Origin of the sequence: Pseudomonas helleri, from assembly GCF_045830615.1 — a bacterium.
GTDB lineage: Bacteria > Pseudomonadota > Gammaproteobacteria > Pseudomonadales > Pseudomonadaceae > Aquipseudomonas > Aquipseudomonas helleri.
The window spans coordinates 4,896,715-4,922,452 of sequence record NZ_CP174501.1; the positions used below are offsets into that span (position 1 = coordinate 4,896,715).

At 57.7% G+C, this 25,738-nt stretch carries 23 protein-coding genes and 1 pseudogene; 12 read left to right on the forward strand and 12 right to left on the reverse strand.

The genetic code is table 11. From position 1 onward, the window contains the following. The first annotated feature begins 75 nt into the window (after positions 1–75). The 4 genes from ACJJU9_RS22085 to accC all read left to right on the forward strand — a co-directional run bounded on the left by ACJJU9_RS22085 (position 76) and on the right by accC (position 4,303). On the forward strand, positions 76–1,854 hold the full coding sequence (locus ACJJU9_RS22085; RefSeq protein WP_407729536.1) for a protein-disulfide reductase DsbD: 1,779 nt from the start codon (positions 76–78) through the stop codon (positions 1,852–1,854). Between the two features lie 130 nt (positions 1,855–1,984). Then, positions 1,985–2,440 carry a type II 3-dehydroquinate dehydratase gene (gene aroQ, locus ACJJU9_RS22090; protein ID WP_003439222.1) on the forward strand — a complete coding sequence of 152 codons (456 nt, stop codon included), beginning with the start codon at positions 1,985–1,987 and terminating at the stop codon, positions 2,438–2,440. Between the two features lie 25 nt (positions 2,441–2,465). After that, entirely contained in the window at positions 2,466–2,927 is a 462-nt protein-coding gene (gene accB / locus ACJJU9_RS22095) for an acetyl-CoA carboxylase biotin carboxyl carrier protein (protein ID WP_048366506.1), read from the forward strand. 17 nt (positions 2,928–2,944) lie between these two features. After that, the gene (accC, locus tag ACJJU9_RS22100; RefSeq protein ID WP_048390888.1) at positions 2,945–4,303 is read left to right on the forward strand and encodes an acetyl-CoA carboxylase biotin carboxylase subunit; all 1,359 of its coding nucleotides are present in this window, start codon (positions 2,945–2,947) and stop codon (positions 4,301–4,303) included. Between the two features lie 125 nt (positions 4,304–4,428). Here the strand turns inward: accC and ACJJU9_RS22105 are convergent, their stop codons facing one another. The 3 genes and pseudogenes from ACJJU9_RS22105 to ACJJU9_RS22115 form a co-directional block, all read right to left on the reverse strand. Then, complete coding sequence (locus ACJJU9_RS22105) at positions 4,429–4,872, reverse strand: hypothetical protein (RefSeq protein ID WP_407729537.1); 444 nt, start codon at positions 4,870–4,872, stop codon at positions 4,429–4,431. Beyond that, entirely contained in the window at positions 4,869–5,792 is a 924-nt protein-coding gene (locus ACJJU9_RS22110; RefSeq protein ID WP_407731024.1) for a DUF6402 family protein, read from the reverse strand. Before ACJJU9_RS22110 ends, ACJJU9_RS22105 begins: the two co-directional genes overlap by 4 nt. Positions 5,793–5,816: 24 nt before the next feature. Next, positions 5,817–6,068, reverse strand: a pseudogene (locus ACJJU9_RS22115) (PAAR domain-containing protein); the annotation flags it as partial. 415 nt (positions 6,069–6,483) lie between these two features. Here ACJJU9_RS22115 and prmA point away from each other — a divergent pair. The 7 genes from prmA to ACJJU9_RS22150 all read left to right on the forward strand — a co-directional run bounded on the left by prmA (position 6,484) and on the right by ACJJU9_RS22150 (position 16,198). Next, a complete protein-coding gene (prmA, locus tag ACJJU9_RS22120) occupies positions 6,484–7,362 on the forward strand; it encodes a 50S ribosomal protein L11 methyltransferase (protein ID WP_407729538.1) in 879 nt (292 codons plus the stop codon). A gap of 30 nt (positions 7,363–7,392) precedes the next feature. Beyond that, positions 7,393–8,649, forward strand: coding sequence for a DUF3426 domain-containing protein (locus ACJJU9_RS22125; protein ID WP_407729539.1), 1,257 nt, complete (start codon positions 7,393–7,395; stop codon positions 8,647–8,649). Between the two features lie 217 nt (positions 8,650–8,866). Further along, a complete protein-coding gene (gene dusB / locus ACJJU9_RS22130; RefSeq protein WP_048366512.1) occupies positions 8,867–9,880 on the forward strand; it encodes a tRNA dihydrouridine synthase DusB in 1,014 nt (337 codons plus the stop codon). Then, entirely contained in the window at positions 9,877–10,197 is a 321-nt protein-coding gene (gene fis / locus ACJJU9_RS22135) for a DNA-binding transcriptional regulator Fis (protein ID WP_019408796.1), read from the forward strand. The genes dusB and fis overlap by 4 nt, the downstream gene beginning before the upstream one ends. Before the next feature lie 81 nt (positions 10,198–10,278). Continuing rightward, a complete protein-coding gene (gene purH / locus ACJJU9_RS22140; RefSeq protein WP_048366513.1) occupies positions 10,279–11,886 on the forward strand; it encodes a bifunctional phosphoribosylaminoimidazolecarboxamide formyltransferase/IMP cyclohydrolase in 1,608 nt (535 codons plus the stop codon). Between the two features lie 135 nt (positions 11,887–12,021). Further along, positions 12,022–13,317: a phosphoribosylamine--glycine ligase gene (gene purD, locus ACJJU9_RS22145; protein WP_407729540.1), complete on the forward strand. Its 1,296-nt coding sequence runs from the start codon at positions 12,022–12,024 to the stop codon at positions 13,315–13,317. Positions 13,318–13,420: 103 nt separating this feature from the next. Next, positions 13,421–16,198, forward strand: a complete 2,778-nt coding sequence (locus tag ACJJU9_RS22150; RefSeq protein ID WP_407729541.1) for a response regulator — start codon at positions 13,421–13,423, stop codon at positions 16,196–16,198. Positions 16,199–16,700: 502 nt separating this feature from the next. Here ACJJU9_RS22150 and ACJJU9_RS22155 read toward each other — a convergent pair. After that, positions 16,701–17,543 carry an IS3 family transposase gene (locus ACJJU9_RS22155; RefSeq protein ID WP_407731025.1) on the reverse strand — a complete coding sequence of 281 codons (843 nt, stop codon included), beginning with the start codon at positions 17,541–17,543 and terminating at the stop codon, positions 16,701–16,703. Then, complete coding sequence (locus ACJJU9_RS22160) at positions 17,540–17,848, reverse strand: transposase (RefSeq protein ID WP_076965378.1); 309 nt, start codon at positions 17,846–17,848, stop codon at positions 17,540–17,542. The genes ACJJU9_RS22155 and ACJJU9_RS22160 overlap by 4 nt, the downstream gene beginning before the upstream one ends. 179 nt (positions 17,849–18,027) lie before the next feature. On the opposite strand from ACJJU9_RS22160, the gene ACJJU9_RS22165 reads away from it, so the two are divergent. Continuing rightward, positions 18,028–18,624, forward strand: coding sequence for a MarC family protein (locus tag ACJJU9_RS22165; protein WP_048366516.1), 597 nt, complete (start codon positions 18,028–18,030; stop codon positions 18,622–18,624). Positions 18,625–18,669: 45 nt separating this feature from the next. Here ACJJU9_RS22165 and ACJJU9_RS22170 read toward each other — a convergent pair whose 3' ends face one another. From ACJJU9_RS22170 to cobG, 7 genes are all read right to left on the reverse strand, one after another. After that, entirely contained in the window at positions 18,670–19,332 is a 663-nt protein-coding gene (locus ACJJU9_RS22170; protein ID WP_407729542.1) for a hypothetical protein, read from the reverse strand. Beyond that, positions 19,292–20,035: a hypothetical protein gene (locus tag ACJJU9_RS22175; protein ID WP_407729543.1), complete on the reverse strand. Its 744-nt coding sequence runs from the start codon at positions 20,033–20,035 to the stop codon at positions 19,292–19,294. Before ACJJU9_RS22175 ends, ACJJU9_RS22170 begins: the two co-directional genes overlap by 41 nt. 27 nt (positions 20,036–20,062) lie before the next feature. Then, positions 20,063–20,971, reverse strand: coding sequence for a hypothetical protein (locus ACJJU9_RS22180; RefSeq protein ID WP_407729544.1), 909 nt, complete (start codon positions 20,969–20,971; stop codon positions 20,063–20,065). A 368-nt stretch (positions 20,972–21,339) separates the two neighbouring features. Further along, positions 21,340–23,007: a precorrin-3B C(17)-methyltransferase gene (gene cobJ / locus ACJJU9_RS22185; protein ID WP_407729545.1), complete on the reverse strand. Its 1,668-nt coding sequence runs from the start codon at positions 23,005–23,007 to the stop codon at positions 21,340–21,342. Continuing rightward, on the reverse strand, positions 23,004–23,735 hold the full coding sequence (locus ACJJU9_RS22190) for a precorrin-2 C(20)-methyltransferase (protein ID WP_407729546.1): 732 nt from the start codon (positions 23,733–23,735) through the stop codon (positions 23,004–23,006). Before ACJJU9_RS22190 ends, cobJ begins: the two co-directional genes overlap by 4 nt. Beyond that, positions 23,735–24,361: a precorrin-8X methylmutase gene (locus ACJJU9_RS22195; protein WP_048366522.1), complete on the reverse strand. Its 627-nt coding sequence runs from the start codon at positions 24,359–24,361 to the stop codon at positions 23,735–23,737. The genes ACJJU9_RS22190 and ACJJU9_RS22195 overlap by 1 nt, the downstream gene beginning before the upstream one ends. Further along, positions 24,354–25,685 (reverse strand): precorrin-3B synthase, encoded by a 1,332-nt coding sequence (gene cobG, locus ACJJU9_RS22200; RefSeq protein WP_407729547.1) that lies wholly within the window; start codon positions 25,683–25,685, stop codon positions 24,354–24,356. The genes ACJJU9_RS22195 and cobG overlap by 8 nt, the downstream gene beginning before the upstream one ends. Positions 25,686–25,738: the final 53 nt, after the last annotated feature.

Sequence of the window (25,738 nt, forward strand, 5' to 3'; positions counted from 1 at the left end):
TCAAAAAGCCCCCACCTTCACGATTCGCCAGCTCACTCCGTTATCATGCCCGCACGTTTTATCAGCGAGATTCTTATGCGCCGCCTGCTCTTTGTTCTCTGCCTGCTGTTTACCCTGCCGGTCATGGCCACGGGCCTGCTGGACTCGCGCCCCAGCGCAACCCTGGGGGCGATCAATAACAGTGCCGATTTTTTGCCGGTGCGCGAAGCCTTCAAGCTGAACCTGATCGACAGCAGCCCCGAGACGATCAAACTGCGCTTTGTGCCGACCGAAGGGTATTACCTCTACCGCCATCGCTTTGCCTTCAAGACCGAACCGGCTGACATCGCGCTGGGCACACCGCAATTGCCCGCAGGCGAGCAAAAACACGATGAGTACTTTGGCGACGTGGAGGTCTATCACGGCATTCTCGATGTCGATATCCCGCGCCCGGCCAACGATCAACGCCCGTTTACCCTGGTGGTCAGCTACCAGGGCTGCGCCGACAAGGGGTTGTGCTACCCGCCTGAAACCGAACGCCTGAACATTGAGGGCACACCGGGGCCAGTGGCGACTGAGAGCACGAATGCGCCCGCAACGTCGTGGAACTGGCGCGATCTGGCGCTGTTTTTCCTCGCCGGGCTGGGCCTGACCTTTACCCCTTGCGTGCTGCCCATGCTGCCGATTTTGTCGGGCGTGGTGTTGCGCGGCCAGGTTGGCGGGCTGCGTGGCTTTAGTTTGTCGCTGGCCTACGTGCTGCCGATGGCGGCCTGTTTTGCGCTGTTGGGCGCTTTGATGGGGATGTTCGGCGCACAACTGAATTTGCAGGCCCGCCTGCAATCGGTGTGGGTGCTGGTGCCCTTTGCGTTGTTCTTCGGGGTTTTTGCCCTGGCGATGTTTGGGGTATTCGAACTCAAGTTGCCGCAGGCCCTCAGCAACCGCCTGGACCGCGTCGCCAATCGCACCCAGGGCGGTTCGCTGTGGGGCGCTGCGGTGCTGGGCGTGGTCTCCAGCCTGCTGGTATCGCCGTGCGTATCGGCCCCGCTGGCCGGGGCCTTGCTGTATATCAGCGCCAGCGGCGATGCGCTGGGCGGCGGCTTGAAGCTGTTCGCCCTCGGCCTGGGCATGGGCGCCCCCCTATTGTTAGTGGCCACTGGCGGCGCGGCCTGGCTGCCGAAAAGCGGGCCGTGGCTGGTCACAGTGAAAAACGCCATCGGCGTGCTGCTGCTGGGTCTGGCGATCGGCTTGCTTAGCCGGGTACTGCCCGGCCCGCTGACGTTACTGTTGATCGGTGTACTGGCGGCCGGTGTGAGCCTGTTTCTCGGCACCCTCGAGTTCATCTACAAAGCCCCGCGCCAACGCTTGGCGCAATTGTTCGGGCTGTTTCTGCTGGTGTATGCGCTGGCCTGCTGGTTCGGCGCATTAAGCGGTCACAGTGATCCGTTCAACCCTCTGGGCCCTGCAACCGCGAGCCACGCCAGCATCACCGGCGCACCGCAAGCCGCAAGTGACTGGCAAACCATCAGCACCAAAGCCCAGCTCGACAGCGTGCTGGCCGAGGCCAAGGCGGCTGGCCAGCCGCTGTTGCTGGACTGGTATGCCGACTGGTGCATCAGTTGCAAAGTGCTTGAGCATGAGGTGCTGAACAACCCGCGTGTGCTGGACCTGCTCAAGGGTTATCGGCTGGTGCGCTTCGACATGACCGCCAGCAATGCCGAGCAGCGTGCCCTGCTCGATCACTACCAATTGTTCGGCCCACCGGCGCTGATGTTCTTCGGCAAAAATGGCCAGGAAAAAAGTGACCAACGGGTCATTGGCGAGATCAATGCAGCGGACTTCGCCGAACGTGTCGCGAACGCGAATGACCAGATCTAGAGCCTTGGTCACAAACTTTTCGCGAACATCGGTCATCGTGCTGGCTTTTGTACACAACTGGACACTGATTCAGCTTTTCGGCATAGTCGCCCGGCACTGATCACTGCGCACACATTACAAGGAACAGCAGATGGCGACTTTTCTGGTTCTGCACGGCCCCAACCTGAACCTGCTAGGCACCCGCGAACCGGGCGTTTACGGCGCGACTACCCTGGCGCAAATCAATCAGGATCTGGAGCAGCGGGCCCGCGACGCCGGTCACCATTTGCTCTACCTGCAAAGTAATGCCGAGTATGAATTGATCGACCGGATTCATGCGGCCCGCGATGAAGGGGTGGATTTCATCTTGATCAATCCGGCTGCTTTTACCCACACCAGCGTGGCATTACGTGACGCGCTGCTGGCGGTGAGCATCCCATTCATCGAAGTGCATTTGTCTAACGTGCACAAACGCGAACCTTTCCGCCATCACTCCTACTTCTCCGACGTTGCGGTAGGTGTGATCTGCGGCCTTGGCGCCAGCGGTTATCGACTGGCCTTGGAGGCCGCCCTGGAACAGCTTGAACTACAAGCTAAACGCCCCTGACCCACCCATTGGGAGTTGACGATTCATGGATATCCGTAAAGTCAAGAAACTGATCGAACTGCTGGAAGAGTCCGGCATCGACGAGCTGGAAATTAAAGAAGGCGAAGAGTCCGTACGCATCAGCCGCCACAGCAAGACCCCAGCTCAACAGTTCTACGCACCAGCACCAATGCAACAAGCTCCGGCTGCTGCGCCAGTGGCTGTTGCGCCGGTTGCCACCGTGACTGAAGCACCTGCTGCTCCAAAACTGAACGGTTTTGTGGTCAAGTCGCCAATGGTCGGCACTTTCTACCGCACGCCAGCGCCAACTTCGCCAGCCTTCGTAGAAGTGGGCCAGAGCGTTAAAGTCGGCGACACCATTTGCATCGTTGAAGCGATGAAAATGATGAACCACATCACCGCTGAAAAAGCCGGTGTCATTGAATCCATCCTGGTAGAAAACGGTCAGCCGGTTGAGTTCGACCAACCGCTGTTCACCATCGTTTGAACCACGGGGAGCCAACGATGTTGAAGCCTCAGAAGCTGGAAAAAGTCCTGATCGCCAACCGCGGCGAGATCGCCTTGCGCATCCTGCGGGCGTGCAAGGAACTGGGCATCAAGACCGTCGCGGTGTACTCCACTGCCGACAAGGAACTGATGCACCTGGGTCTGGCAGACGAAACCGTCTGCATTGGTCCGGCACCAGCCAACCTGTCTTATCTGCACATCCCGGCGATCATCGCGGCAGCCGAAGTGACGGGCGCCACGGCGATTCACCCGGGCTACGGCTTCTTGGCTGAAAACGCCGATTTCGCCGAACAAGTCGAGAAATCCGGCTTTGCCTTCATCGGCCCGAAAGCTGACACCATTCGCCTGATGGGCGACAAGGTATCGGCCAAGCACGCCATGATCGCGGCGGGCGTACCGACTGTTCCAGGCTCTGACGGCCCGCTGCCGGAAGACCCTGAAACCGCACTGCGCATTGGCCGTGAAGTCGGCTACCCGGTGATCATCAAAGCCGCTGGCGGCGGTGGTGGTCGTGGCATGCGCGTTGTGCACCGTGAAGAAGACCTGATCGAAGCCGCCAAGCAGACCCGCGAAGAAGCCGGCGCCTGGTTCAGCAACCCGATGGTCTACCTGGAAAAATACCTGACCAACCCACGTCACGTGGAAGTCCAGGTTATTTCCGACGGCCAGGGTAACGCGATCCACCTGGGCGACCGCGATTGCTCGCTGCAACGTCGTCACCAGAAGGTTCTGGAAGAAGCGCCAGCACCGGGCATCGACGAGAAGGCTCGCCAGGAAGTTCTGGCACGCTGCGTTCAGGCATGCGTTGACATCAACTACCGTGGTGCGGGTACTTTCGAGTTCCTGTACGAAAATGGTCGTTTCTACTTCATCGAGATGAACACTCGTGTGCAAGTAGAGCACCCGGTGTCCGAAATGGTCACCGGCATCGACATCGTTAAAGAGATGTTGAGCATTGCGGCAGGCAACAAGCTGTCCTTCACCCAGGCTGACGTGAACATTCACGGTCACTCGCTGGAATGCCGGATCAACGCTGAAGACCCGGCAACGTTCATGCCGAGCCCAGGCATGGTCAAGCACTTCCACGCACCGGGCGGCAACGGCGTTCGCGTCGATTCGCACCTGTACAGCGGCTACAAGGTTCCGGCCAACTACGACTCCCTGATCGGCAAGCTGATCACTTGGGGGGCGACGCGTGACGAAGCCATGGCTCGCATGCGTAACGCGCTGGACGAAATCGTGGTCGACGGGATCAAAACCAACATCCCGCTGCACCGCGACCTGGTGAATGACGAAGGCTTCTGCGAAGGCGGCGTCAACATTCACTACTTGGAACACAAACTGGCTAACAAGTAAGTTTGTATCCTGCTCAACAAAGCCGCTTTCGAGCGGCTTTGTTGTGTCTGGGGTGCCAGTTTTTTGGGTACCCGGCTACAAAATTGATTCAGGCCGCGTAGAAGCGATGGGTGGCGTCATGGCTGTCATGGCTTGCGCCTGGTTTTGCCGGAGTTATCGCCTGTGCAATCCGGGAGGTTGGAGGCGATGATGATCATACCGGCCATAACATAGCCAGAACCCTGGCCCCAACTAAGCCCGCCTCCCGCTGACTCCAGATCATAGATGTCGGTTTCTGAAATCAACTCACCACTGCGATTATCGAAAAGACGATAAAAACCTGGATAACCCCACCATGGAAACCACGCAGGGGAATTAACGCCATTAACATCAGGCTCACGATGAAAGATATTCGGAAGAACCCAATAGGGCTTGAAACTCTGGACTCGATAACAGCCATCGGGGCTGACGCTATCGGTAGCCAGTCGCGTAGCCCATCCTCTTTCCCACCAGTTCGAAGCGGTCCATAACCCGCCCGCAATGGTGATATAGGCTACGAAAAAGGCGATGCGTCTTGATGCAGGCTTCACGCCCAAACACCCAGATCAATGATTTGCCCGGAATTTCTCCACAGCACATCTGAATAGATAACGAAGTCGCCGCCTTTGCCTGTTTCTTCACGATAGTTGCGAAAATCACCATTGGTGACTGCAGCAAGAGGACCTTCCTTTAGACGCAATACAACTTGACCATGAAGGCTCAAGGTAAAAGCGGTCTCTGCCTTGGTCAGTACACGATCTTCGGTCCAGGTGCCCAGATATTGCAGACCATTGAAGTCGTAATTATCGCGAATATAGAAGCCAACTTTTTCCACATGAAATAGATAATGGAGCTGTTTGGTTACCGGGTTTATCTCCGTAAAGGCTTCACCGACTACGCCAACTTTTAAAATCGCTTTACCTAAAGCACCGTACATGTCATCGAGCGAATTCCATACTTCTCCAAATTTAACGAAATTAATTTGAGAAAAAGCATCCATTTGGAGGGCTGACATTGAGTACGATCCCAGCGCCTTAGTACCTTCACCATTCCAACCAGCGCTCTTAAGCAGCTTTTGTAGTCTTATGAGCGCATTTGGAGTCGTAAGCAAAGACTCTGCAACTTCCACAGCTTCACGACAGCGCTCAAACCCCATTGCCCACTCCATCGTCACGATGCTCTGATCGCACTCAGCGGGTTTCAGGCTTAGCGGGTTTGGTAGAGTACTTGAATCCTTCCACGACTCCGGCATCGCCCACGCCGGGCTGTCAAACCAGCGCTGCATCAAGGCCGCTGCCGTGTGCCAGCCCATCGAGCGCATGGCGCCCGGCAAGCGGCTCAGGGCAAGGCTCTGCACGACCACTTTTTTGGCCGGTGTATCGGCGGGGCTGTAGGTGTGCGAGTTGGCCTGCGGCGCGGCGAACACGCCGCCCTTAAATGCCGGGGCTGAATCGCTGACATAAGAATGCACCGTCACGGAGGCAATCAGTTCGGCCTGGCAGGGGCAACCGCTGCGGCTGTCCAGCGTGCCAGCCACCCGCCGGCCATTGCTGACAAAACCATCCACACCGCCACAGATCGGGTAGGCCTTACCGTCCTGCCCGCAGCTGACCAAGTGGCCTTCAAGGGCATGCTGAATGCCATTCCACGTAATGCCAGGGTCTGACTCCAGCACCTTGCCACCGCAGGTCGTTTTGTCGTACAGACCAATAAAATAGCCCCGAGCCATAAGCCTCTCCTTTTGCATAGCCCCTAAAGGGAGCACGGCTGAGAACCATGAGGCCCAGTCATAGAATGAATGAACCTCACACACAGTAATCAGGAAGAGAGTGCCCAGATTGGTGCTAACGGTATGTAGGACGCTTCCATAAACGCCATCATCCCAATATCAAATACCTGCACGAATGACCCTAGGACGCCCTCACACCGCAGAAATCTTGTAGTCGCTGCCGAAGGATGAGGCTGCGATGGATTGCCAAGTGGCCCGCTTCGCAGCCTCGTGCCTCGTCAGCGACTACACGCTGCGCCTTATCAGGGTTTATGTTGAAACAAGGACGCCCCACAGATGGCCTGCCATAGCAGGGAGGCCTGCGCTCGCGTAAACTGGCGCGTTTCTCGCAGCCCCTCCGGCTGCACATTCCTATTTTTCAAAGGTGCCCGCCATGCCTTGGCTGCAAGTACGCCTCGCCATCAGCCCAGAACAAGCCGAAACCTACGAAGACGCGTTCCTCGAAGTCGGTGCCGTTTCGGTAACGTTTATGGATGCCGAAGATCAGCCGATCTTTGAACCCGAACTCAACACCACGCCGCTGTGGTCGCATACCCATTTGCTGGCCCTGTTCGAAGGCGGTACCGAAGCCGAGCTGGTGCTGTCCCATCTGGAGCTGCTGACCGGCTCGCCATTGCCAGAACACCACGCCGAAGTCATCGAAGACCAGGACTGGGAACGCAGCTGGATGGACAATTTCGAACCCATGCGTTTTGGTCAGCGCCTGTGGATCGTCCCAAGCTGGCACGCTGCACCCGAGCCTAAGGCCGTGAACTTGCTGCTGGATCCGGGCCTGGCGTTTGGTACCGGCACTCACCCGACTACCGCGCTGTGCCTGGAATGGCTCGACGGCCAGGACCTCAAAGACTGCGACGTGCTGGACTTCGGTTGCGGTTCGGGCATTTTGGCCATCGCTGCACTGTTGCTGGGCGCCAAGCAAGCCGTCGGCACCGACATCGACGTGCAGGCACTGGAAGCTTCGCGCGACAACGCCGGTCGCAACAACGTTGCGCCAGAGTTATTCCCGCTGTACCTGCCTGAAGACCTGCCGCAGGTGCAGGCCGACGTGCTGGTCGCCAACATTTTAGCCGGCCCGCTGGTTTCCCTGGCCCCACAACTGTCCAGCCTGGTCAAGCCCGGCGGCCGTCTGGCGCTGTCCGGCATCCTCGCCGAGCAAGGCGAAGACGTCGCCGCTGCCTACGCTCAAGACTTTGATCTGGACCCTATCGCCAACCGCGATGGCTGGGTGCGCATCAGCGGTCGTCGACGCTAGAATACAAGCCTGCTTAACCCGGATGGCCGCATGAGCGATAGCTTCGTTACACAGTGCCCACATTGCCAAACCAGCTTCCGTGTCAGCCATGCTCAATTGAGCATGGCCCGCGGCGTGGTGCGCTGTGGTTCCTGCCTGCAAGTGTTCAATGCCGCACAGCAACTGCTGAATAAAGGCACCGAAACAGAGCAGTTGCCTACAACTGTGGCGCCACTTGTTGCAGAACCTGTGACCGTTGAGCCGCCCGCTGCGCCCAAGGCCATCAGCCCGGCGCACTGGGAAGTGGCCGAGCTGGACCTTGAGCACCTGGACCTGGACGAAGAGCTGGCCAAGCTTGAAGAACGGGAGATTCAGCCCAGCAAAAGCTTTGGTCAGTCGCAAAAAGCCAAAACCAGTGCGCTAAGCGCTCGCCGCGACACCAGCGACGCCGACGAAAGCCAATGGTCAGGCAGCTTGTTCAGTGAATCCGCAGCAGAACGTGCCGAAACCTCAGCACTCGCGGTCAAGGCCGTCGAAGACGACATCGAACCGGCTGAAACCGGGCGCACCGAGCCATCGCTGTCGCTGGACATCGACGAGCCCGACGACACGCCGCCGCTCAGGCTCAGCAAAGATGACGACGATGAACCGCAGCTGCGCGGCGAGCATTTGTCTGCAGTGGATGACGACGAGGACGATGAGCCTCTGGCCCCTGCCTCGGCGACCAAAGACAAACGCACACGCAGCGAACCGGGTGTGCGCGACGACGTGCTGCTGGACCTGGTAGACGACCCGTTGCACCTGGACTGGCAAAAACGCCGCTCGCCGTGGGGCAAGCGCCTGCTCTGGACGCTCTTGGTGTTGCTGGCCGCCGTTGCACTGGCCGGGCAATACATCGCGTATCACTTCGATGAACTGGCTCGACAGGACCAATACCGGCCGCTCTTCCAGCAACTGTGCCCGCAAATCGGCTGCAGCGTGCCTTCCAAGGTCGATATAGACCGCATTAAAAGCAGCAATCTGGTGGTGCGCAGCCACCCGGAATTCGCCGGTGCGCTGGTGGTGGACGCCATCCTCTACAACCGCGCGCCGTTTTCCCAGCCCTACCCGCTGCTGGAGCTGCGTTTTGCCGACCTGAACGGCAAAATGATCGCCAGCCGCCGTTTCAAACCCGGCGAATACCTGAGCGGAGAATTGACTGGCAAGGCCGAAATGCCGCCGCAAACGCCTATCCACATTGCCCTCGACATCCTGGATCCGGGCCCGAAAGCGGTGAATTACAGCCTGAGTTTTCATTCCCCCGAATGAGCGCGCTGCGCTTTTAGCGATAAGCGGCAAGCCGCAAGTTAGAAGCCAGCAGCAAATCTGCTGCGGCTTGAAGCTCGTAGCTTGAGGCTTGAAGCTGGCTTTCAGCCTCTATTGTTCAAAAATCATCCAATTTCGTCTTTATCCAGTCATCGAGAGCGGGTATCATGCCAACCCTTTTTCGAACTCCCCAGATCCGGCCCCACAACAGGGAAGTCCTATGTCGGCGGTACGCATCGGCCCATACACATTGCAAAACGGTTTGATTCTCGCCCCTATGGCGGGTGTCACCGACCAACCCTTTCGTCAGCTTTGCCGACGAATGGGCGCGGGCCTGGTTGTGTCGGAAATGGTGACCAGTGACATGAGTCTCTGGAACAGTCGTAAATCGCGCCTGCGCATGATTCACGACGGTGATCCCGAGCCCCGCTCGGTGCAGATCGCCGGCGGTGATGCGCAAATGCTGGCAGACGCCGCCAGGGCCAATGTGGAACTGGGCGCACAGATTATTGATATCAACATGGGTTGCCCGGCAAAAAAGGTCTGCAACAAGGCCGCCGGGTCCGCGTTACTGAAAGACGAAGCATTGGTGAACGAGATCCTGCAGGCCGTTGTGGCCGCAGTTGATGTGCCGGTCACCCTGAAAATCCGTACCGGTTGGGACCGCGACAACAAGAACGGCCTCACGGTGGCAAAAATCGCCGAACAGGCCGGGATTCAAGCGCTGGCCGTGCACGGCAGAACCCGTGCAGACCTGTACACCGGCGAGGCCGAGTACGACACCATTGCCGCGATCAAGCAGGCCGTGTCGATACCAGTGTTTGCCAATGGCGACATCGATTCACCCCATAAAGCCCGGCACGTGCTGCACGCCACCGGTGCTGATGGACTGTTAATAGGCAGGGCGGCTCAAGGGCGGCCCTGGATTTTCCGCGAAGTGGACCACTTTCTGCGTACCGGCCAGCTGTTGCCGGCACCGGAAATGGCCGAAGTGGAACGTATTCTGCTAGAGCATCTGGCCGCACTGCACACCTTCTATGGGGAGGTATTGGGGGTACGTATTGCCCGCAAGCATGTCGGTTGGTATCTCGCAACCTTGCCGGGCGCCAAGGAGTTTCGCGCCCACTTCAATCGTTTGGAAGATACGGAAGCACAATGCGCCAACGTTCAGGCGTTTTTCGCCGAACGACATAAGAGCCTGGGGACAGGGGACGAAGGATGGGTGGCCGCATGACGATGATGACCGAGACATTAGTGAGTGGAACAACGCCCGTGAGCGACAACGTCAATTTGAAACAGCACCTCAATACGCCGAGCGAAGAAGGTCAGACCCTTCGCGGGAGTGTCGAAAAGGCGCTGCACAATTATTTCGCCCACCTGGAGGGCGCTGAAGTCACGGACGTGTACAACCTGGTGCTTTCCGAAGTCGAAGCCCCTTTGCTCGAGTGCGTCATGAACTACGTCAAGGGCAACCAGACCAAGGCCTCCGAGATGCTGGGACTCAATCGCGGCACCCTGCGCAAAAAGCTCAAACAGTACGATCTGCTGTAAGCATTCAATCAAACCTGAAAGGCGTCCTGATAAAACAGGCCGCCTTTTTTGCTGACTCCTTTGCTTTTGATGGAAATCGAGATGACCGATCAGACTACCCGCCTGCCGATCCGCCGCGCTCTAATCAGCGTTTCCGATAAAACCGGAATCCTTGATTTCGCCCGTGAACTGGAAGCCCTCGGCGTCGAGATCCTCTCCACTGGCGGTACGTTCAAGCTGCTGCAAGACAACGGTGTTGCCGCTGTTGAAGTGGCGGACTACACAGGTTTTGCGGAAATGATGGACGGTCGGGTGAAGACCCTGCACCCGAAAATCCATGGCGGTATCCTCGGTCGTCGCGGCATTGACGACGACATCATGAACGAGCACGGCATCAAGCCGATCGACCTGGTGGCCGTTAACCTCTACCCGTTCGAAGCCACCATCAACAAGCCAGGCTGCGACCTGCCGACCGCGATCGAAAACATCGATATCGGCGGCCCGACCATGGTTCGCTCCGCCGCCAAAAACCACAAAGACGTGGCTATCGTGGTGAATGCCAGCGACTACGCCAACGTCCTGGAAAACCTCAAGGCCGGCGGCCTGACCTACGCACAGCGTTTCGACCTGATGCTCAAGGCGTTCGAACACACCGCCGCCTACGACGGCATGATCGCCAACTACATGGGCACCGTGAACCAGGCGGCTGAAACCCTCAGCACCGAAGGCCGCAGCCAGTTCCCGCGCACCTTCAACAGCCAGTTCATCAAGGCGCAAGAAATGCGCTACGGCGAGAACCCGCACCAGAGCGCGGCGTTCTACGTTGAGGCCAAGCCTGCCGAAGTCGGCATCGCCACCGCGACCCAACTGCAAGGTAAAGAGCTGTCGTTCAACAACGTAGCCGACACCGACGCTGCGCTGGAGTGCGTGAAGAGCTTCGTAAAACCGGCTTGCGTGATCGTCAAGCACGCCAACCCGTGTGGCGTGGCGGTCAGCCCGGACAACGAAGGCGGTATCCGTCAGGCCTACGAACTGGCTTACGCGACGGACACCGAGTCGGCGTTCGGCGGCATCATCGCCTTCAACCGTGAGCTGGACGCCGAAACGGCCAAGGCCATTGTTGAGCGTCAATTCGTTGAAGTGATCATCGCTCCGTCAGTGAGCGAAGAAGCCCGCGCCATCGTGGCCGCCAAAGCCAACGTGCGCCTGCTGGCCTGCGGCGAGTGGAGCGCAGAGCGCGCACCGGCCTGGGACTTCAAACGCGTCAACGGCGGCCTGCTGGTGCAAAGCCGTGACATCCAGATGATCGGCAGCGAAGACCTCAAAGTGGTGACCAAGCGCGCACCGACCGAGCAAGAGATCAACGACCTGATCTTCGCCTGGAAAGTGGCCAAGTACGTTAAATCCAACGCCATCGTTTACGCCAAAGGCCGTCAGACCATCGGTGTGGGCGCAGGCCAGATGAGCCGCGTAAACTCGGCCCGCATTGCCGCCATCAAGGCTGAGCACGCTGGCTTGCAGGTACAAGGTGCAGTCATGGCATCGGACGCATTCTTCCCGTTCCGTGACGGCATCGACAACGCTGCTAAAGCCGGTATCACTGCAGTGATCCAGCCAGGTGGCTCGATGCGCGACAACGAAGTAATCGCCGCCGCTGACGAAGCGGGCATTGCCATGGTGTTCACCGGCATGCGCCATTTCCGTCACTGATACACCGCTCCCCCTGTAGGAGCTGCCGCAGGCTGCGATCTTTTGATTCTGTTTTGAAAAGATCGCAGCCTCGTTGCACTCGTCAGCTCCTACAGAGGTTTGCAGCGCCTCCCACAGATTTTTGAGGTTTTTGAAATGAATGTTTTGATCATTGGCAGCGGTGGCCGTGAACACGCACTGGCCTGGAAAGTAGCGCAGGACCCGCGTGTCGCTAAAGTATTTGTTGCCCCCGGCAACGCTGGCACCGCCATTGAAGCCAAGTGCGAAAACGTTGCTATCGACGTGCTGGCCCTTGAGCAACTGGCTGATTTTGCCGAGAAGAACGTTGCCCTGACCATCGTTGGTCCAGAGGTCCCGCTGGTAGCCGGTGTGGTTGATCTGTTCCGTTCCCGTGGCCTGGATTGCTTCGGCCCGACCGCTGGCGCCGCTCAGCTGGAAGGCTCGAAAGCGTTCACCAAGGACTTCCTGGCTCGCCACAAGATCCCGACCGCCGATTACCAGAACTTCACCGAGATCGAGCCAGCGCTGGCTTACCTGCAAAAGGTTGGCGCGCCTATCGTGATCAAGGCTGACGGCCTGGCTGCGGGCAAAGGCGTCATCGTCGCCATGACCCTGGCTGAAGCCGAAGACGCCGTGCGCGACATGCTCGCTGGCAACGCCTTCGGCGAAGCCGGTTCGCGTGTGGTTATCGAAGAGTTTCTCGACGGCGAAGAAGCCAGCTTCATCGTGATGGTCGACGGCAAGAACGTCTTGCCTATGGCCACCAGCCAGGACCACAAACGCGTCGGCGACGGCGACAGCGGCCCGAACACCGGCGGCATGGGCGCTTACTCGCCTGCTCCAGTGGTCACCGCTGAAGTTCACCAGCGCGTGATGGACCAGGTGATCTGGCCGACCGTGCGTGGCATGGCTGAAGAAGGCAACGTCTACACCGGCTTCCTGTATGCCGGTCTGATGATCGACAAAGCCGGCAACCCGAAAGTCATCGAGTTCAACTGCCGCTTCGGCGACCCGGAAACTCAACCGGTCATGCTGCGTCTGCAATCGAGCCTGGTGCTGTTGATTGAAGCCGCATTGGCCCAAGCGCTGAATAAAGTTGAAGCACAATGGGATCCACGTCCAAGTTTGGGCATTGTGCTGGCGGCAGGTGGTTATCCGGCAGACTACACTAAAGGCGCTGTAATCCACGGACTGGACGCTGCAGCGAAACTGGAAGGCAAAGTATTCCACGCGGGCACCGCGCTGAATGCAGCTGGCGAAGTCGTCACCTCAGGTGGTCGCGTGCTGTGTGCAACGGCAATGGGCGACACGGTTGAGGCGGCGCAAAAGCAAGCCTACGCCTTGGCCAAAGCCATCGAGTGGGACGGCTGCTTCTACCGTCATGACATTGGCTACCGAGCCATTGCACGCGAACGCGGTGAATCCAAGTAACAAGTCTATCCATATGGATAGACGGGGATGGATCAGCCTTGCCTAACTCTTCCAGCGCCGCGCATAGTGACCGACTTGCAACAATCGACGAAGGGATTTCACCGTGCGCTGGCTTAGGATCGCCATAGGAATAACTGTCAGCCTGCTGACAACCCTGCTCTGCCTGGTGCCGGCTCATGCCGCATCAGGTGGCAGCTGGTCCATGCTGTCCGACCCGCAAGGCGACCTGCAACTGAGCGATGTGCGCTCAGCCCGATTGAACAGCCAGTTCACCTCCATCGAACTTGAAAACATGGTGGCTGCCGAACCCGGCGAAGCCCTGTGGCTGAAGTTCCGCTTACAACCCGACCAGCATGAGCAGATCCTGCGGGTGTTCGCCCCCGACCTCTCACGCCTTGATTTGTATGTCCTCGATGATCACAAACTGATCACCGAAGTGACCACCGGCAACACCCTGCCACAAAGCGAAAAACCACTGTCCAGCAGCGACTACCTGTTACCGCTGCCCCAGAGCGACCAGCCTCTGGATGTTTACCTGCGCATGGAATCTGAACACCAACTGCGCCCGCACATTACCCTCAGTACCGCCGTTGTCCTCGCAGCAGACCAAGGCACGACCCTGCTCTACGGGCTACTGCTGGGCGGCATCGCCATGCTGGTACTGCACAACCTGATCCGCTTTGCCTTCACACGCACCATCAGTTGCCTGTGGCTGGCACTGTGCGAGACTTTACTGCTGGCCAGTTCGGCGCTCTTTTTAAACTTGCTGAGCCCGTGGTTCCCGCAATGGCACAGCTGGCAAACCCCTGGCGCCTATCTGGCACTGATCCTCACCGCACCGTGCGGGTTGATGTTCACCTACAGCTTCTTCTCCAGCCGTGGGCCGCACCCGCTGCATAAACTGCTGCTGATCGACATCCTGATCGTAGGCCTGTGTGGCTTGTTGCTGCTGTTCTTCAACAGCCTGCCGCTGAACCTGACCACCTACATACTGGTTGCACTGACCAGCCTCAGCATTCTGCTGGTGGCCAGTTACCACTTGCAGCAGGGTTACCGCCCGGCTCGTTTGTTTGTCGTGGCCATGATCATTTTCAACATCGGCACCCTGCTGATCCTGCCCGCCCTGCTGGGGCTGACACTGATCGCCCCGCAAGAGCTGGTGTTGGCCCTGATGGCGGTGGTGTGTCTCAGCGGCCTGCTGATGGGCATCGCCCTGAGTGAACGAACGCGGAGCATCACCGAAGACCAACTCAGCCTGAGTTGCGACCTCGCCGCCAGCAACGCCGAGATCAATGCCAAGGCCGAGTTTCTGTCCAAGATCAGCCATGAGATCCGTACGCCAATGAACGGCGTGCTGGGCATGACAGAACTGCTGCTCGGCACGCCGTTGTCCGTCAAACAACGTGATTACGTACAAACTATCCACAGCGCCGGGAACGAGCTGCTCACGCTGATCAACGAAATCCTCGACATCTCCAAGCTGGAGTCCGGGCAGATCGAACTGGACGACGTGCAGTTCGACCTGAATGCATTGATCGATGACTGCCTGAGCATTTTCCGCACCAAGGCCGAGCAGCAAAACGTCGAACTCATCAGTTTTATCCAGCCGCAAGTGCCTCGGGTAATCAATGGCGACCCTACGCGCTTGCGCCAAACCCTGCTGAGCCTGCTGGAAAGCGCTCTGAAAAAAACCGACGAAGGCGAGATCCTCATCGTGGTTGCGCTAGAGGAACGCAGTGATGCCCCACGTTTGCGCATTGCCGTTCAAGACTCGGGCCAGCCGATGGATGAGCAAGAGCGCGAGGCACTGCTGCACGCCGAACTGCACAGCAAAAACTTCCTCGCCGCCACCCGCCTGGGCGGCCATTTGGGACTGGTCATTGCCCGTCAGTTGATCACCCTCATGGGCGGCGAGTTCGGCATCAAGACCGGGCAAACCAAGGGCACCAATTTCTGGCTCACCCTGCCATTGGACCCGCAACTGCTTGAGCACCCCACCTCCGACCTGGACAGCCCGCTCAAAGGCGCCCGCGTGCTGGTGGTAGATGACAACGACACGTGCCGCAAAGTACTGGTGCAGCAATGTTCGGCGTGGGGTTTGAATGTCAGCGCCGCCGCCTCGGGCAAAGAGGCACTGGCCTTGCTGCGCACCAAGGCGCACTTGCGCGACTACTTCGATATTGTCTTGCTGGACCAGAACATGCCGGGCATGACCGGCATGCAACTGGCCGCCAAGATCAAAGAAGACCCAAGCCTGAACCACGATATCTTGCTGGTGATGCTCACGGGCATCAGCAATGCGCCGAGCAAGATCATTGCGCGCAACTGCGGCATCAAGCGCATCCTGGCCAAACCGGTGGCGGGCTATACCCTGAAAACCACCTTGGCCGACGAGTTGACCCAACGCAACAATGGCCTTGGCGTCACACCGCCATTGGGCAGCGGGCCGTCAGCGCCCCTTAGCGTGCCCAGCAACTTCCGCATTCTGGTGGCCGAAGACAACAACATTTCAACCAAGGTGATTCGTGGCATGTTGAGCAAACTCAACTTGCACCCGGACACCGCCTCCAACGGCGAAGAAGCGCTGCAGGCCATGAAAGCCCAGCGTTACGACCTGGTGCTCATGGATTGCGAAATGCCGGTACTGGACGGCTTCTCAGCCACCGAGCAATTACGCGCCTGGGAAGTCAGCCACCAGCGCGTCCGCACGCCGGTCGTTGCCTTGACCGCGCATATTCTGACTGAGCACAAAGAGCGCGCACGCCAGGCCGGTATGGACGGCCACATGGCCAAGCCTGTCGAACTGTCGCAACTTCGCGAGCTGGTTGAGTATTGGGTGGTGCAGCGCGAGCTGCGACAGTCTCAGGCGCAGCCGTCGTAGGGCAGTTGTAGTCGCTGCCGAGGCACGAAGGCTGCGATCTTTTAAAGTCAAAAGATCGCGAGGCAAGCTCGCTCCTATCAAACACAAAATAAGTGATTGATTTTAAAGGCTTTGTAGGAGCGAGCTTGCTCGCGATCTGTTGATCTTGATCTAAGAGCCCCCCTCTCCCTAGCCCTCTCCCGAAGGAGAGGGAACCAATTGGGGGATGCTGACGATATTCGCTGTCCTGTTTGATGCGCGACAGCGCGGCGTCGAAGACGGGGTGGCCCCTCTTATCAAACATAAAATAAGTAATTGATTCTAAAGACTCTGTAGGAGCGAGCTTGCTCGCGATCTTTTGATCTTGATCTAAGAGCACCCCTCACCCTAGCCCTCTCCCGAAGGAGAGGGAACCGATTGGGGGATGCTGAAGATACTCGCTGTCCTGTTTGCTGCGCGACAGCGCGGCGTCGAAGACGGGGCGGTGAACTGGTCAAGTAATCCCGGACACCGATTACGGTGTTTATGCCGCTTTTTGCTCCATGGCTATTGGCGACAGGTAGTTGTTGTAGCTGTGGAGCCTGATTCGGTTGTATCGCATGAAGAAGCTAGTTATATCCTGCCTGGCTTCTTCAACTGTCGTGTAGCCCTTATTGGGCACCCACTCTGATTTGAGTGTCCCGAAGAAACGCTCTGTTGGCGCGTTGTCCCAGCACTGCCCTCTGCGGCTCATGCTTTGTTTTATCCCATGCTCCAGCAGCGCGGACTGAAAGAGCTGGCTGGTGTATTGGCAGCCTTGATCCGAATGAAACATCAAGCCTGCATGTTTACCTCGAACCTCCACCGCCATTCTCAGCGCTCTGCTAACCAGGTTGGCGTCATTGATCAGAGAGAACGCCCAGCCAACGATTCGGCGGGCGAACAGATCAATGACTGCTGCCAAGTGATACCAGCGTTTACCAACCATCAGGCTGGTAACGTCGCCGCACCAGACCTGATTGATTGCGGTTGGCTCGAAGTTACGCTTGAGCAGGTTCTTGGCCACAAATGCTTCGACGCCTCTAGAGCGATACTGATGGCGACGGCGCTGTCTGCTGGCCAAATTTGCCTCCGCCATGAGTTTTCCGGCCAGATGCCGCCCCACTTTGATCTGCTGGGCCTTCAAGTGCTGAGAGATCATCCGCGCGCCTGCACTTCCCCGGCTTTCGTCATGCAGTTGCACGACTTTTGCTCTGAGCGCGTCACGCTTGGTATTCGGCGCTGAACGACGCTTAAGCCAGTCATAAAACGCGCTGCGGGAAACGCTCAAAGCACTACAAAGGAGGCGGGTCGGATATGAGGTCGACTCTCTCAGCTCTTCGATCAGGAAAAACGATCGGGATCCGACATCAAGAGAGCCGTAGCTTTTTTTAAGATTTCAGCCTCGGTCTCCAGGCGCTTGACCTTGGCTCGCAGCTGTTGAAGCTCTCGTTGTTCGTCGCTGATTGCCTTGGTACCTGCCACTGGCTGCCCTTTCTGACGCTCTTTGCGAACCTGATCAATCCAGCGGCGCAGAGCGGTAGGCCCAACGTCCATCGATGCACAGACGTCAGGAACTGAGCAGCTATCATCAAGAACCATGCTTGCAGCACGTTGCTTGAACTCGCGGGTGTAGGTCTTTCGCTCTTGCATGGAACCTCCTGATTGGGCGAATCATATCGCCCTTAAGAGGTGTCCGGGAGCATTAGGCCAGTTCACGGCCCCTCCTACAGAGTGTGTCGTTGTAGCCGCAGGGTGTTTTTAACACCGCCCGACAGACCGCCAAACCCCTGATAGACTTTCGACGACTTCCTGCGATGTGAGCTCAGACCATGCTGCATGTTTTGTTCAGTGTGTACTTGAAGATGCTGGTGCTCTACAGCCCGTTCTTCGTACTGTCGTGTTTTATCAGCCTGACACGCGGTTACTCGAACAAGGAGCGTGGCCGCCTGGCATGGAAAGTAGCGCTGGCAACCGTGATTTCCAGCGTACTGCTCTACCTGTTCGGGCGCATGATTTTTAGTGTCTTTGGCATCACTGTCGATGCCTTCCGCATTGGCGCCGGCAGTGTGTTGTTCATCTCGGCGCTGGGCATGGCCCAAGGCAAGTCTGCCGTGCAAAGCGACAATGTTCAGCAAGACGTCACCATTGTGCCGCTGACCATTCCGATCACCGTTGGCCCCGGCACTATTGGTGCGTTGCTGGTGATGGGCGTCAGCCAGCCTCACTGGGATGACAAGCTGATGGCGATCACCAGTATTGTCATGGCCAGTCTGACCGTCGGGTTGGTGCTGTACTTGTCCAACAGGATCGAGCGCATTGTTGGCGAGCAGGGCTTGCAGATTATCAGCCGTTTGATGGGGCTATTCGTGTGTGCGCTGGCGGCGCAAATTATCTTTACCGGGATAAAAGGCTACTTGGTGCCCTAAGTAAATTGGCACTGCCCATGCTTGACAGCCATGGGCAGTGCTTTTTTACAACTCCACGTTTTGGATCATCGTATTCGCAAAACCACGAATAACATCCTGAACTTCATTTTTCATTGCTGCATACACAGCCGCATCAAATTGAAAACTGCCACCCTTTGAATTCAGACGTACAAAGGTCAGTGCCGGGTTCTTATCATGAGGCGTACAACTGAGTTGCAGAGCACATACAAAAACCACTAACTCACCCTGCTGAGTCCTCTCACACGGCGCACACTGATAGTGGGTGGCATGTGACGTAATGGGCGGCTCATTCAAATAACTTAAGGCATCGCGCTCCAAGTGAAGACTGTCAAATAGAACACCCAGCAGATTGGCCAGGCGCTCAGAGCTACCCATACCCGCTACCTGCACCTTGTAATCGCGAACTTGGTGAGCATCCGAAATCAATAATGGATGCTCAACGATGTAAGCCTTAAGCGAAAAACCAATGCTAAACAGAGCATATTGATAGTTTGACAACCACGTCCAAGGCCCTGAAGTCCCTCCCCTGTCGGCATACAATTGCGCATAGAGCAAACAGTCTTGAATATCCTGCTTGCTGGCCTCGGACACTTCCCCGACAAAAGAGGTGAGCGTGCTGCCAATCATTTTCGCGTTCATAGCATTATCAAAGACCTTGTTCAGTGAGGACGGGAGGGCATTGGCCATCAGCAGAGCAGGCCCAAGGCAGTACATACTGATTTTTTTTAATCTTCAGTTTTTCAGCCACCGACTCACGCAAACGAGAGAAGCATTGTGCATTTAGCTCATAGGTGTAGGCTTGGACGTGCAGCCCTGCACTTTCTTCGATCTTGATCGTCTGAAAAAGGTAATTATTTAGTAGTTTTGTGTGCGTGGTAAACGCCAACATTAGGGTATGAAGAACACCCTTTGCATCTAAAATTGCGAACTTAACGCACACATTAAACTCATCAGGTACTGGGCAATCAGTGCTGGCCGCATGATCAGAATGAACGGGCGAGACAGTTTTTTCATGCCAAATATTCAGCGCCTTTTGAGACGGCAAGAATTTAAGCTTCTTCAACAATTCAATAAAACCTGAGCTGACTCGAGAGGGAAACATACTCAGACTTTTAGCCGTTACAACATCAACAACCGTCAAGCTCCGTGAAGATTTCGACACAACGCCAGGTTGATTTAAACGAATCCAGCACAAGTTATCCAGCATCCGTTGAACAGCCTGCTCACGTTCCGTATTGTGCTGTGCTTGCGGGTGTTTTACACGAGCACTCAACTCCGCAAACAACAACGAGTTCATGACGTCTTCTTGCTGCTGCGCTGTAAGTACAGTACCGGGCAGGCACATCGCGAGTATGCCGGCATTGACATAGACTTTATTAGACTCTTCCATCGCCACAAACTCCTTGTTGCGCCTGAGTTAAATATCAATATCAATGTTTTCGATAAAGTTTTTCCCCGAAGTACCGAGCTTCTCCATAATGGTATTACGAACGACTCCATATTGGCGCCGATTAAGCGTTGTATTACTGGCGGCAGTGTACAAGCTCACATCGGTGTTACTCCACTCCCAAAAAAGAACCTTGGTCACGCGTTTTGTCGAACTGAACTGCATGCAGGTTTTTAACATCATCACTTCACCATCACTCGTTGCGATACATGGCAAGATCTGAAAGTTACCCGAATCAACACCCTTTGCCTGATTTTCAAACAGGCTGAGCGCCTTGGGGCTTTTGGCCAGAGCACCAAAAACCATGGCCACAATCTCCAGCACCGCTTTATTTGGACCGACGACACTTGCAATTATTTCCAGTGCAATTTGGTCCATTGTAAATTTCTGCTTCAGACCGGTCACTTTATGCATGGACTCGTTTGTCGTTGTCCAACCACAGTACGATAGAATCTGATTGTACAGGTTGTATCGCTCAACACGTTGCGTGTCTTTATTGGGGAATTGTTTATCTGCTGCCAACTGTGCAAACAACACGCTATCCATGACGTCCTGTTTTAGCTGTGGTTCCAAACCTCCAACAAAAGAGACAACGCTGTTGCCTGCTACAAAAGCACTGTCTTGGGTACTATCAACATTCTTAGCTGGACTATCAACATTCATACCGGAGCGAGCCGTCAGCATTAGAGAGCGAGTAAGTATCGCTGGCTCAACTACCGGAATCTCCAGGCCTTTAATGAAATCAACACAGGCCTCATCACTAAAATCTTTAATATCCATATCATTTACTCCTGCAGCCATCATGGCCGTTAAATTAATTGTCTTGCGAATGCAGACAATTGAAACCTTAGACACACCAGCCTCAACCGTCCACTGCATACCTGATCAACGAAAGACAACAATCCAGGAAATAATTTAAATTAAACAATTACTTTTTTTCAGCAATATTCCGCCCATACCTCTTGAATACTCGCCCCTGCAAACCGCGCCATTTATTTCAAAGTATATCCCTAGTACTTAATGGCAATATCCCAGGCCAGCACGAGCCTTATCGACAATCATCTGCGACTTAACTAACAAACACAGAGGAATATTCAGACACTCTCATTCCTTTAAAAAAAACGAATGAGCACCTGCAAAAGCATGGCCTCGTGATCTTTTAAACAACTACCCAAAAGTCACGAGGCCAAAGAAGGTCGATCGGCTGCCAAGGCACAGGCAGCCCCCCCTTTAATTAATTCACACGCTCAAGGCTTGTCGCCGTACCAACGCGGTGTATATACCCACTCGCGGCCATCTGCTCGCGGGAACGTGCAGGTGGTGGAGGACCCGACAATGACCATGGTGCGCATATCGACCTGTCCCGGGGTCAGTTCCCCCAGGGTGGTGACGCGTAACGTCTGGCCGGGGCGACCGATGTCGCGACCCAGTACCACCGGCGTTTGCGGCGTACGATGCCGCGCTACGATTTCCAGTGCCACGCCCAATTGCCAGGGCCGGGAACGGGAGATCGGGTTGTAGAACGCCAAAGCCAGGTCCGCCTGGGAGGCCAGGTCGAGACGTTTTTCGATGATGCTCCAGGGCTTGAGGTTGTCCGACAGCGACATCACGCAAAAGTCATGGCCCAAAGGCGCACCCGCCTGGGCTGCTGTGGCCAGCGACGCCGAAACGCCCGGCAAGATCTCCAGATCAACGTTGTGAAACTGCGGGTCAGCAGACTCATGCAGGGCCTCGAGCACGGCAGCCGCCATGGCAAACACGCCAGGGTCCCCCGAAGACACCACCACCACTGAACGACCTTGCGCCGCCAGTTCAAAGGCGTGACGCGCACGCTGCATTTCTTCACGGTTGTCGGTGCAGTGCAGCACTTGGTCAGCCCGGAACGGCCCGGCCATGCGCACGTACGTCTCGTACCCCAGCACATCATTGGCCCGCGCCAGCTCGGCTTTCACCGCGGGCACCATCAACTCGGCGGCTCCGGGGCCCAGACCAATCACGGCCAAACGCCCGCGTGCACGCCCGATGTGCTGCGGGTCCAGCGGCGCATCCGCCACGCCCACGCTCACGCCATTGGCGAGTTCACGCCAGGCGGCTGCCGCGACAGGCTCATCCGCACTGACAAAACGCAGCGGCACCGCCAGTTCGCGGGCCGCCTCGCGCAGCCCGGCACTGGCCATCATCCGGTCATCGGCCACCACGCAGGCCAGCGATTGCCAGGCCAGTTTCGCCTCATGCAACGCGTCGCGCAGAACCTGCGCCGACACTTCCTGCGTGACTTTAAGCAGGACGCTGCGCGGGTAGATCAGGAGTTCGTTGGCAGAAGGTTCGCGCTCGGCATGGCCCACGTGAATCGCCAGACGCGCTTGCTGGTCTTCGGGCAATTGCGCCTGCGCCAACCAGGGCGCCTCGCCTTCAATGCGCACCGGCTCACCAGCCAGCAAATCCGAAACAAAGCGTTTGCCTAATTCCAGATCGCCCAAGGCATAGCCACTGGGCGGGTTCAGCAAGCAGGTACCAAACCGCAGCTCACCGCTGGTGGTGATGGCAGGCGCCACCCCCAAACCCGCCGCAAGAGTACGCGCCAGATCATTCACGCCACCCAGCCCGCCCAGCAGCGGCACCACCGCGCTGGCGTCTTCGGCAACCGCCAGCACCGGCGGCTCGGCACCTTTCTCCAGCAACAAGGGCGCGAGGGTGCGGATCACGATGCCTGCCGCGCAGATCGCAATAATCGGCGTGTCCTGCTGATATAACTGACGCAGGTTGGCACCAAAATCGCTGTAAGTACGATCCGCACCGTCAACGCGATCCACCAGGCCATGGATCACGGCCTGTGGATAAAGCTGCTGGATGCGGCGCGCCGTGGCCAGGCTGCCATTGCCCAAAATCACAATGGCCGGGGCTGGGCGACTCATCCTTGCCACCGTTCGCCGGGCACGATGATCAGCGAGAAATACGGCGAAGACATCGGGTCTACGTCATTGAGCGGGACGATTTTCTGATTGCTCATGGTCGCGCGCTCGACGTACAGCGCACGGTCAGCCAGGCCCAGTTCGGCCAGCACTTCGCGCACTTTATGAAAGTTGCGGCCCAACTTCATGATCACCGCAGCATCGGCATCGGCCAGTCGACGCTTGAGATCATCGTGGGGCAGCACGCCCGACAACACCGACAGGCTCTGGTTGCGGTACACCAACGGCACGCCCAGCACCGACGCGCCACCCAGCATCGAACACACGCCCGGCACTACCTGGGCTTCAAAACGCTCAGCCAGGCGATCATGCAGGTACATGTAAGAGCCGTAGAAAAACGGGTCGCCTTCGCAGATCACCGCCACATCACGGCCAGCCTGCAGGTGCTCGGCCACTTCTTCGGCGGCCTGGTCATAGAAGTCACTGATGATCTGCTCATACGACAACGGCTCGGGCAGCACTTCGGTGGTCACCGGGTACACCAGCGGCATTTGCGTTTGTGCGGCTTGCAGGTGGGCTTCGATGATGCCGAACGCGTTGCCTTTTTTGCCTTTGGCCACAAAGTACGCCACCACCGGCGACTCGCGCAGCAAGCGCAAGGCTTTAACCGTAATCAACTCGGGATCGCCAGGGCCCACACCCAAACCGATCAAACGTCCTGGTTGGACCATTATTCGATCTCCGTTGCCAAGGCGTTAACAGCAGCCGCGGCCATGGCGCTGCCGCCACGACGGCCCTGCATCACCACGAACGGTATGCCACGGCTGTCGGCGGCCAGCATGGCCTTGGATTCGGCGGCCCCGACAAAGCCCACCGGAAAGCCGAGGATCAGCGCAGGCTTCGGCGCCCCGGCATCGATCATTTCCAGCAGGTAAAACAGCGCGGTCGGCGCATTGCCAATCACCACCACACTGCCTTCCAGGTACGGGCGCCACAGTTCCAGGGCGACAGCAGAACGGGTGTTGCCCGCCTCGCGGGCCATCTCGGCAACGCCGTCTTCTTTGAGGGTGCAAATCACTGCGTTGTTGGCCGGCAAACGCGTGCGCGTCACCCCCTCCAGCACCATGCGCGCATCACACAAAATCGGCGCGCCAGCGGCCAGCGCATCGCGCCCGGCTTTGCCGGCACCCGGTGAGAAGCACAGGTCTTCGACGGCATCGACCATCCCGCATGCATGAATCACCCGAACGGCCAGTTTTTCAAGGTCCGCCGGGATGTGCTCAAGGTTGGCCTCGGCACGAATAATGGCGAACGAATTGCGATAGATCTCTTGACCGTCGCGGATGTAATCAATCATCGGTGTTGCTCCGTTGGCGGGCTTCAAGCCAAGCACCCGCCGCTTCAATAGTAAGATTGCGTTCGCGCAGAACACCGAAACCGGCGCGTTCTGGTGCGCGTAAATAAAGGTCGTAATGACCGGGCGCCACGGCCAGCAAGGTGACCGGCGCCACATGGGCCGCCGCACAAGCGCGCTGGCAACCCGTCAGGTGAATCGTCTGGGGCTGTGACAACAGCGTCGCGAGGTGCCGTGCATCCGCTTTGGTGTCCGCCAGCCCCTTGGCACAGGCGCTGGAGCCGGTACAGGCAATCAGGTGCGCCAGCGGATCTTGCGCTTCGCAGAGCAGGCCCAATGCGTACAAGCGCTGCGTGAGTAACGGCGCGTCCGCGGCCCGCACATCCGGCAGGAGCACGCTTTGCCAAGGAGTAAAGCGCAAAGTGCCATTGCCATACTCGCTGGCCAGTTGCGCGAGACCGTTGAGCATCGCGGCATCCAGTCGCCCCAGCACCAGCGCGGCACCTACATGGACACGCCCGCGCTCACGCTGTGGATAAGTCCCGATCGGGCTTTGCAGCACCGGCCGATCACGCCGCCAGTCTGTTAGCGGGGCAATGAGTACCGGCATGCGCAACGCGAGTTGCTCAACAAAATCAGCCGCCGAGAGGTCTTTGAACAGATGACGCATGCGGGTCTGCTCAGGGCGCGCCACGTCCAGAAACAGCGTGAGCACGGCCATCACCAACTCATGCCCGTGCGCCAGCGGCACCGCCCCCAGTGGCGCATCGTGCGCCGGGCAACCCGCCAGGCCAAACGCCAGCAGGGTTTGGCCATTGCACACGAACGCCGACAGCCACAGATCATGGTGATGTTCGAGCATCGCCAAGGCTTCCGCGCCATCCAGTTGCACGGCAAATTTGGCCGACAATTCGGCAAAACGCGGGGTGCTCTCAAGGCTGGCCAGAATCTGTCGCGCCAAAGGCCAGGTGTCGATGGTTTGATACGGGTCGATCCCGGCCGTCGGGCTGAGCATCAGGTTGCGCACATCGTCACTGGCCGCATTGGCAGGCCCAAGCCCCGCCGCCAACAATGGCTCAATCAGTGCGGCATGCTCAGTGCCGACCCCACGAATTTGCAGGTTGCTGCGATTGGTGGCTTCAATCACGCCACTGGCATAACGCTGCGCCACGTCTGCCACGGCGTGCGCCTGTTGCGCGGTGATCACGCCGCCCGCCAGTTTGACCCGACAGATCCCGCCGTCCATCGCCTGGACGATGCGCAACAACCCCGGGCACCCGGTCGGGCGTACAGGAGACGTCGCTGAGAGTTTAGATGGCAGGGGCACGGGTCGGTCCAGAGCAGGCAATGCGCTATTGCAGGTCGCGCATTATGCCTGCT